The organism is Pseudoalteromonas sp. APAL1 (genome assembly GCF_021532475.1).
Lineage (GTDB): Bacteria > Pseudomonadota > Gammaproteobacteria > Enterobacterales > Alteromonadaceae > Pseudoalteromonas > Pseudoalteromonas lipolytica_C.
In genome coordinates this window covers 19,553-27,743 of sequence record NZ_JAKGAW010000053.1, presented here as the reverse complement: position 1 = coordinate 27,743, position 8,191 = coordinate 19,553, and the positions used below count along the sequence as shown (strand labels likewise).

5 protein-coding genes are annotated in these 8,191 nt (G+C 43.9%); 1 reads left to right on the top strand and 4 read right to left on the bottom strand.

Annotation, left to right across the window (positions count from 1 at the left end):
- Positions 1–109: 109 nt before the first annotated feature.
- The gene (gene ppx / locus L1264_RS18640) at positions 110–1,597 is read left to right on the top strand and encodes an exopolyphosphatase (RefSeq protein ID WP_199527653.1); all 1,488 of its coding nucleotides are present in this window, start codon (positions 110–112) and stop codon (positions 1,595–1,597) included.
- 21 nt (positions 1,598–1,618) lie between these two features.
- Here ppx and L1264_RS18635 read toward each other — a convergent pair whose 3' ends face one another.
- The 4 genes from L1264_RS18635 to L1264_RS18620 all read right to left on the bottom strand — a co-directional run bounded on the left by L1264_RS18635 (position 1,619) and on the right by L1264_RS18620 (position 8,090).
- Positions 1,619–2,074 carry a hypothetical protein gene (locus L1264_RS18635; protein ID WP_135923302.1) on the bottom strand — a complete coding sequence of 152 codons (456 nt, stop codon included), beginning with the start codon at positions 2,072–2,074 and terminating at the stop codon, positions 1,619–1,621.
- Positions 2,075–2,216: 142 nt separating this feature from the next.
- Positions 2,217–5,321: an efflux RND transporter permease subunit gene (locus L1264_RS18630; protein WP_199527652.1), complete on the bottom strand. Its 3,105-nt coding sequence runs from the start codon at positions 5,319–5,321 to the stop codon at positions 2,217–2,219.
- On the bottom strand, positions 5,318–6,775 hold the full coding sequence (locus L1264_RS18625; RefSeq protein ID WP_199527651.1) for an efflux RND transporter periplasmic adaptor subunit: 1,458 nt from the start codon (positions 6,773–6,775) through the stop codon (positions 5,318–5,320). Before L1264_RS18625 ends, L1264_RS18630 begins: the two co-directional genes overlap by 4 nt.
- The gene (locus L1264_RS18620; RefSeq protein ID WP_199527650.1) at positions 6,768–8,090 is read right to left on the bottom strand and encodes a TolC family protein; all 1,323 of its coding nucleotides are present in this window, start codon (positions 8,088–8,090) and stop codon (positions 6,768–6,770) included. The genes L1264_RS18625 and L1264_RS18620 overlap by 8 nt, the downstream gene beginning before the upstream one ends.
- Positions 8,091–8,191 lie beyond the last annotated feature (101 nt).

Genomic DNA, 8,191 nt, shown 5'->3' with positions numbered 1-8,191 from the left:
ATCGATAGCGAACAAAAAAACAGCTATGTACGCCGTGGCAATCGTAAGAAAATTCGTTCGCAAATTGCCATTTATGACCACCTTAAAAAATGGGAAAGTAACTATAATAATGAATGATTATCCCTCAATTGCTGCCGTTGACTTAGGCTCAAACAGTTTTCATTTAGTGGTGGCAAGAGAGGTCGATGGCTCTTTGCAAATCTTACACAAAGAAAAGCAGCGCGTTTATTTAGCTGATGGTTTAGATGATAAAAATCACTTAAGCCAAGAAGCTATCGAGCGCGCACTGGCGATTCTCAAACAATTTGCCACTACCTTACAAGACTTCCCTTTAGAGAATGTCAAAGTAGCTGCCACTTACACATTACGCCGCGCGAAAAACATTCATTCATTCTTAACTCAAGCAAGTAAGGTGTTTCCTTACCCGATTGAAGTGATTTCAGGGCAAGAAGAAGCCCGTTTAATTTACCAAGGCGTTGCCCATTACATTCATCACGATGAAAACCGCTTAGTTATTGATATCGGTGGCGGCAGTACCGAGCTCATCATTGGTAAACACTTTAAACACAAACTCCTTGCTAGTCGCAACATGGGCTGTGTTAGCTATACCAAGCAGTTTTTTGCAGATGGACAAATCACAGCTAAGCGCTTTGCCAAAGCGGAGGTTCGCGCTGAACAAGAACTCGAAGTGATCTTTGCCAATTACTTATCGGCTGGCTGGCAATCTGTAGTGGGAACATCAGGCACAATAAAATCTATCCTTGCCATGATTAATGCCAATGATGCCGAGCAAGAGCTGATCACATTAGAGCGATTATTAGAACTAAAAACCCAGTTTATTGCTGCTAAACAAATAGCTGCGCTGCAAATTGAAGGTCTTACACCTGAGCGACAAGCGAGTATTTGTGGTGGTTTGGCTATTTTAATCGCGGTATTTAGGCTGTTTAAAATCGACGCGATGCAATACAGCGATTACTCGTTACGTGAAGGTTTACTTCATGAAATGCAGCAAAAGCTCGCCCATAAAGATATTCGCACTAATACTATAGCGAACCTATCTGAGCGTAATGCCATAGATAAAGAACATGCTAATCGTGTATCGACAACTGCAAAGTGGCTGTTTGAACAGGTAAAAGGGGCATGGCAACTTACCGACCCTGACTATGTCAACTTACTGGATTGGGCCGCACAGCTGCATGAAATTGGCTTAGGGGTTAATTCATCAGGAATACATAAACACAGTGCGTATATCGTAGCAAACAGTCAATTACCGGGCTTCACACAGCAACAACAAACACTACTTAGCTGTATGATCCGCTTTTATCGAAAAAAGATCCGTTTAGAAGATTTTCCAGCTCTGCATACCATGCAGCATTACGAAATATTGCAGTTAATTGTTATTTTGCGCTTAGCAGTATTGCTAAATCAAAAGCGCATTACTGACCAAGGTTTTGAACTTGAGGTCACAGCCAAGCAAAATAGTATGTTCTTAAAGTTTCACAATAAGTGGCTTAAAGAACATACTTTGCTTTTGGCGGATTTACAGCAAGAGCAAAAATACCTTAAAAAGGTCGGCTTCTTACTCGATTTTCATTAAGCGGATTAATAGATTAATCGATTACATATCCATATGACGGTTTGAGCTTTGCATCATTTGCTTAAGACCTTGATGTTCAAGCTCTAGTAAACGCTCTAGCTTTTCAATCGTTGCAGCAGTTTCGGCACGCGATACAAGGTATTCATATAAATCAATAACCTTTTGATGCTGTGTCGTTAAATATACTTGAATGGCCTTTTCATCAATTTTTTGATCAGTACTAATATCATCAAACGTGATCAAATCTGGGTTGTCTGAAAAGTACTCGTAGCAATAAGTATCCAGTGTGTTCAGTTCTGTAATGGCTTTAAAGCCAACCAGATCTTCTGCCAATTTTTTCTCGTATTGCAGATAATACTCCACCAGCATTTGATTGTGCTCGTCCAGTAAGTCTTTAACATTATGGAAGTTGGCCGCCATTTGGGTATGAAATAACACGGTCCAATCATAAACTTGCTGTATTGTTTTAACTTGCATGTGCATTCCTTATCAAAATCAATTTAATAAAACATTGCATAAATCACACCAGTAAAAAACGCTTTAATTATCATAAATTTAAAAATAAAATGTGTAACTTGTAGCAAGTAAAAGCGTACAAGTTACACACTGACTGTAAAATTTATAGATCTCGTTTACGCCAAATAAAATAAAGCGCAGGTAACACAAGTAGCGTTAAAACAATGGCACTGAGCATTCCGCCAACCATAGGTGCTGCTATTCGGCTCATCACTTCACTACCCGTTCCAGTGCCATAAAGCACCGGCAGTAAACCGATAATAATGGTGGCAACTGTCATCATTACAGGTCTCACCCGAAGGCCAGCACCATTGATGATTGCTTGGCGCAGCTCTGTAACCGTAAATTGTGCTGATTGCGCTTTAGCATCTTGATAAGCTTGGTTGAGATAAACCAGCATGATCACGCCAATTTCTACAGCGACCCCAGCTAAGGCTATAAAGCCGACTCCAACGGCTACCGAGAAGTTAAATCCTTCAAGGTACATCAACCAAATACCCCCTATCATCGCAAGCGGTAAGGTCAACATGATCATTGCCACCTCAGTAAAGCTTCTAAAATTGAGGTATAACAGCACCACAATAATTGCCAAGGTTAATGGCAATACGTAGCTAAGCTTAGCTTTAGCACGCTCCATATACTCATATTGCCCCGCCCAAGTAATTGAGTAACCAGCTGGTAGCTCGAGTTGCTCATGCAGCGCTTGTTGCGCACGCTCAACATAACTGCCGATATCACTGCCTTCAATGTCGATTAAGCTCCAGCCATTAATACGCGCATTTTCACTTTTAATACCCGGCGGGCCATCTTCAATAAAGACATGAGCAACATCGGCCAATGCGATGCGCTGTCCATTTGGCGTCACGATCGGTAGCAACTTAAGCTCTTCTGGCGAGTCACGATAATCTTGTGGATAACGCAAGTTAACAGGGTAACGCTCTTGCCCTTCAACGGTTTCGGTCACATTCATACCGCCGATAGCAGTAGCAACAACCTGTTGTACATCAGCAATGTTTAAACCGTACCGTGCTGCTTTTTCACGGTTGATATCAACTTTGATGTAGCGACCGCCGGCAACGCGCTCAGAATAAACCGAAGCCGTGTCCGGTAAATCTTTTAAGATGACTTCAATTTGCTCACCGATTTTTTGAATTTCGCTCAGCTTTGGCCCTGCTACTTTGATCCCCACAGGCGTTTTAATCCCAGTGGCAAGCATGTCGATTCGTGTTTTGATTGGCATAACCCACGCATTGGTAAGCCCTGGGAACTTAACCAGATTATCGAGCTCTTTTTTCAGTTTCTCGGTTGTCATGCCCTCGCGCCACTGTGACTTTGGCTTTAACTGAATAAAGGTTTCGATCATGGTGAGTGGCGCCGGATCTGTTGCAGTATCTGCACGACCTACCTTACCGAATACCGACTCGACCTCTGGCACACTGGCAATTAACTTATCGGTCTGCTGTAAGATTTCACGGGCCTTACCTATTGAAATACCCGGGTAAGTAGTTGGCATGTACATTAAGTCGCCCTCATCAAGGGGAGGAATAAACTCACTACCAATTTTATTAACTGGGTAAAAACCAATAGCAGCCAAAACCACAGCGAGTAACAGCGTTGTTTTCGGCGCTTTTAATACCGCATTTAATAAGGGTTTATACGCTGCCACCAATAACCGGTTAACAGGGTTTTTCTGCTCCGATATAACCTTACCGCAAATAAAGTAGCCCATTAACACCGGCACCAATGTAATGGCTAAACCTGCCGAGGCCGCCATGGCATAGGTTTTTGTATAAGCCAGTGGCGAGAACATACGGCCTTCTTGTGCTTCTAGAATAAACACTGGCATAAAGCTGACGGTGATAATTAATAAACTAAAGAATAACGCGGGCCCGACCTCTGCGGCTGAGTCCATCACGACTTGCCAGCGGTTCTCATCGGTCAGAGGGGTTTTCTCCATATGCTTGTGCATATTTTCTATCATCACGATAGCACCATCTGTCATTGCACCAATAGCAATCGCTATGCCGCCAAGCGACATGATGTTGGCGTTTATACCTTGCCAATACATCACCACAAAAGCCGTTAAAATACCCATTGGCAACGTGATAATGGCTACGATCGATGAGCGTATATGGAATAAAAACACCACACACACTAAGGCCACGACGATTAACTCTTCAATTAACTTTGAACTTAAGTTATCAAGTGCTTGGGTAATAAGGTTTGAACGGTCGTACACTGGAATGATTTCAACACCCTCTGGCAGGCCTTTTTTGAGCGACTCTAGCTTTTCTTTTACGAGTTTAATGGTTGCTTCGGCGTTTTCTCCAAAGCGCATCACTACCACACCACCAGTTACTTCACCCTCGCCGTTTAGTTCGGCAATACCACGGCGCATTTGCGGTCCAAGTTTTATATCAGCCACATCGCGTAATTGCAGTGGCGTGCCATTGGCATTAGTACCCAGCGGAATGGCTTCTAAATCTGCGACACTTTTAATATAACCTGTGCTCGATACCATGTATTCGGCTTCAGCCATTTCGACCACTGAAGCGCCACGCTCTTGGTTACCTTGCTTAATTGCTGTTTGAATTAAACTTAGCGGAATACCATAAGCACGCAATTTATCTGGGTCGACATTCACCTGATACTGCTTAACCATACCGCCAACAGACGCTACCTCTGATACGCCCGGCACCGTTTGCAGCTCAAACTTTAAAAACCAATCTTGCAAGCTTCGTAGCTGGCTAATATCGTGCTTACCGGTTTTATCCACCAGCGCATACAAGTAAATCCAACCCACCCCTGTTGCATCAGGGCCAAGTTCAGGCCGTGCTGAATCTGGTAAGCGAGCACTTACTTGACTCAAATACTCTTGCACCCGACTACGGGCCCAATAAAGGTCGGTGTCTTCGTTAAAAATAACGTATACATAAGAGTCACCAAAAAACGAAAAGCCCCTTACCGTTTCAGCTCCCGGCACCGACAACATGGCTGTAGTGATAGGAAACGTTACTTGGTCTTGCACCACCTGAGGTGCTTGTCCTGGGTAAGACGTTTTTACAATAACCTGTACATCAGATAAGTCAGGCAAGGCATCAACTGGGGTATTCTTTAAAGAAAAAATCCCAAAGCCCGCCAACATTAAAGACAGCAGTAATACAAAGAAGCGATTACCGACTGACCAACGGATCACGGCAGCTATCATTGCATTTCTCCTTGCATAGGGTGGCTCATGGTCATGATGTCAAAAATCACGAACTCACCGTCCACCAATTTAAAGGTAAAATGCACTTCATCATCGCTTTGCAAACTAGACATATCGATGCGCGGCGAAAAATGAAATTCCATAGTTGCAGCCCCGCGCCCCCACTTAGGGATGGCTTCGCGACTGATCACAGCTGTTCTGGCTTCACGGTCAATGCTGTTGATCACGCCATTCACCATTGCGCTCTCGCTATCCGGTTCTTGCATACGCATAAAGTCAGAACTCTTACTTGATTCGGAATCTATTAAGAACTGCGCTGAAACCACAACGTTATCGTCTTTCAATAAGCCTGATAAAATTTCGACATCATGATTATCACTACGACCTAGCGTCACGGCGACTGACTTAAAGCGCCCTTCACCTAAATCGATTACAACACGGTCTTGGCTACCTGTACGGATCACCGCTTCTTTTGCGATGACTAATTGCGGCTCAGTCGGCTTGGTAGTAATACTCACTTCAGCAAACATATTTGGTTTTAGTAAGCCATCTTGGTTGGCAAAACGTAAGCGCACGCGAAGGGTACGGTTTTTCTCATCAAGGGTTGGGTAAATATAATCGACCTCGCCCTGCCAGCGTTTACCCGGTAAGTAATCTAATGTCATAGTAACTGGCAAGCCTTTATGGATAAGCCCTGCTTGGCGCTCGAAAACTTCAGCCTCGACCCATACTTCTTCTAAGTGAGCAATACTCATCATGGTTGTGCCAGGTTTTACGAAGAAGCCTTCGCGGATATTTAGCTCATCCAATACGCCACTTTGCTTGGCATAAAAGGTAATGTTTTGTCTAACCTTTTGGCTTTGCTCTAATCGCGCAATAAAATCATCAGAAACATTCAGTGAGGCTAAGCGTGCTTTGGCTGCACGTATAAGCACTGCGTTGTTACGTTTAAGGGCAAGCAGTAGCTCTTCTTGTGCGTTCACTAACTGTGGAGAATACAAGGTGTATAGCGGCTCGCCTTGCTTAACTTGGTCACCTGCGGCTTTAACATATAAGGTTTCTATCCAGCCTTCGACACGAGGGTGAATATGCACTAATTGGTCTTGGTCGTATTGCACATAGCCAACCGTATCAACCGTCGTTTGTAATGATTTAAAACGTACAGGCGCCGTTCTTACCCCTAAGTTATTAACGACTGCTGGTGAGATTCTCACAGTACCTGGGCTGTCTTCAGCGCTACTTTGCTCCTCATAAACAGGGACTAATTCCATACCCATTGGCGATAACCCCGGTTCATCACGGCGGTAATTGCTGTCCATAGGCGCCACCCAATATAGCGGCTTTTTCTCAGCGCTTGGCATTTGTTCATGCTCTGGCTCAGCCAATTTATTTACAGCCGTTGCCAATGCTGCACCTACCGCCAAAGCGATAACTAATTTCACTGTGTTATTCATTGCTAGCTCCTTGGCTTTGTGCTGCATTTATTTGGTTATCTTTTGCTGCTGCGTAATAGTTAAGGCGAGCGAGGGTAATTTGTTTGTCTATTTCGATATTCAACGCATCAATTTTTGCGTTAAGTTCGCTGATGCGTGCGCGCATCACTTCTGAAAAGTCACCATCATCGTTGGTGTAAGCATTTAATGTCGCCTCAGCTTGCTCTGCCATTTGCGGTAATAGCTGCTGTTGATATAGTGCTTTGCGCTGAGCTAATCGGCTCAACTGGCTAAGCTCTTTAAAATACTGACCTTGCAATTTTTGTAGGGTAATAAGTTTGTTGGTTTTTACTGCCTCTGCACTAGCTATTGCGGCATTGACTTGTTGATCTTGACGGTTATCAGTAAACAGCGGTAAATCAACACTCACCCCTATAGAGAACAAGTCAGCGCGAGAGTCACCCATAGGTGTGTCGTCACGATAGCCATAGCCTAAGTTCATACCAAATTGCGGCTTATACGCTTCTTTTGCCACTTGCACTTGGGTGTTTTTAGCACGCATTGCATGATCAATAGCAATAATTGCCGGGTGACTCATCAACACTTCAGTCACCCCAGACGGTTCAAGCTCTTGATAAGGCATTAGTGCAGCCACCTTAGTATTGTCATCGCTCACTGCACCGTTTAGCATTTCAATAGGTAGCCATTGTGCTAGTCGCTTTTTGGCACTATCAAACTGTTGCTCTAACATCACCAGCTTATCTTCAAGCCGAGTCAGCTCTAGCTGAGCGCGAATAATATCCTGCTGGCGAGTTGCGCCAAGTGTATTGGCATAGCTTGCTTCTGTAATATCAATAAGTTGATTAAATAAGGCTTTATCTTGGTTGATCAGTTGAATGCTTTTTTGCGCGCGATAGGCATTTAGCCATGCTTCGCTAACAATGGCTTTAACCTGTGCTTGGCGGTCTGCACGCAGCCAAGGGTATTGCTCAGCTGATTGTTTTAATGCTTGCTGCTGTAGGGCAAGGCTATCACCTCGGCTAAATTGTTGTGACAAGCCCACTTTGAATTGCGTCATACCTTCTTGATCAAAGGCAAAACCATCGGTTGGTAAATTCATTAGCCCAACGGTTAATACTGGATCTGGCAAGGTACCGGCCGCAATGCTTTGCGCTTCTATCGCCTGTTGCTGGTATTTATTTGCCTGTAACCAAGGCTCGTGAGTCAATGCATAATCAATCACCTGATTGAGTGCCAACGGCTCTGCTTTCACTAAACTTGAGGTTACCAATACTGCGCCAAGAGAAAGCGCCTTAATCAATTTGCTGTGAATCATCACATGCTCCAAAAATCTTAAAAATGGTTAAAAAACAATAGATCTTGGTTGCAGGATGAGGTGTATTTCAGCGTTTTGCTGAATTTTAGACAGACCTATCC

What these genes read in the sequence shown, in the direction of transcription:
- ppx (WP_199527653.1), top strand. Translation starts at nt 110, where the DNA reads ATGAATGATTATCCCTCAATTGCTGCCGTTGACTTAGGCTCAAACAGT.
- L1264_RS18635 (WP_135923302.1), bottom strand. Translation starts at nt 2,074, where the DNA reads ATGCAAGTTAAAACAATACAGCAAGTTTATGATTGGACCGTGTTATTT.
- L1264_RS18630 (WP_199527652.1), bottom strand. Translation starts at nt 5,321, where the DNA reads ATGATAGCTGCCGTGATCCGTTGGTCAGTCGGTAATCGCTTCTTTGTA.
- L1264_RS18625 (WP_199527651.1), bottom strand. Translation starts at nt 6,775, where the DNA reads ATGAATAACACAGTGAAATTAGTTATCGCTTTGGCGGTAGGTGCAGCA.
- L1264_RS18620 (WP_199527650.1), bottom strand. Translation starts at nt 8,090, where the DNA reads ATGATTCACAGCAAATTGATTAAGGCGCTTTCTCTTGGCGCAGTATTG.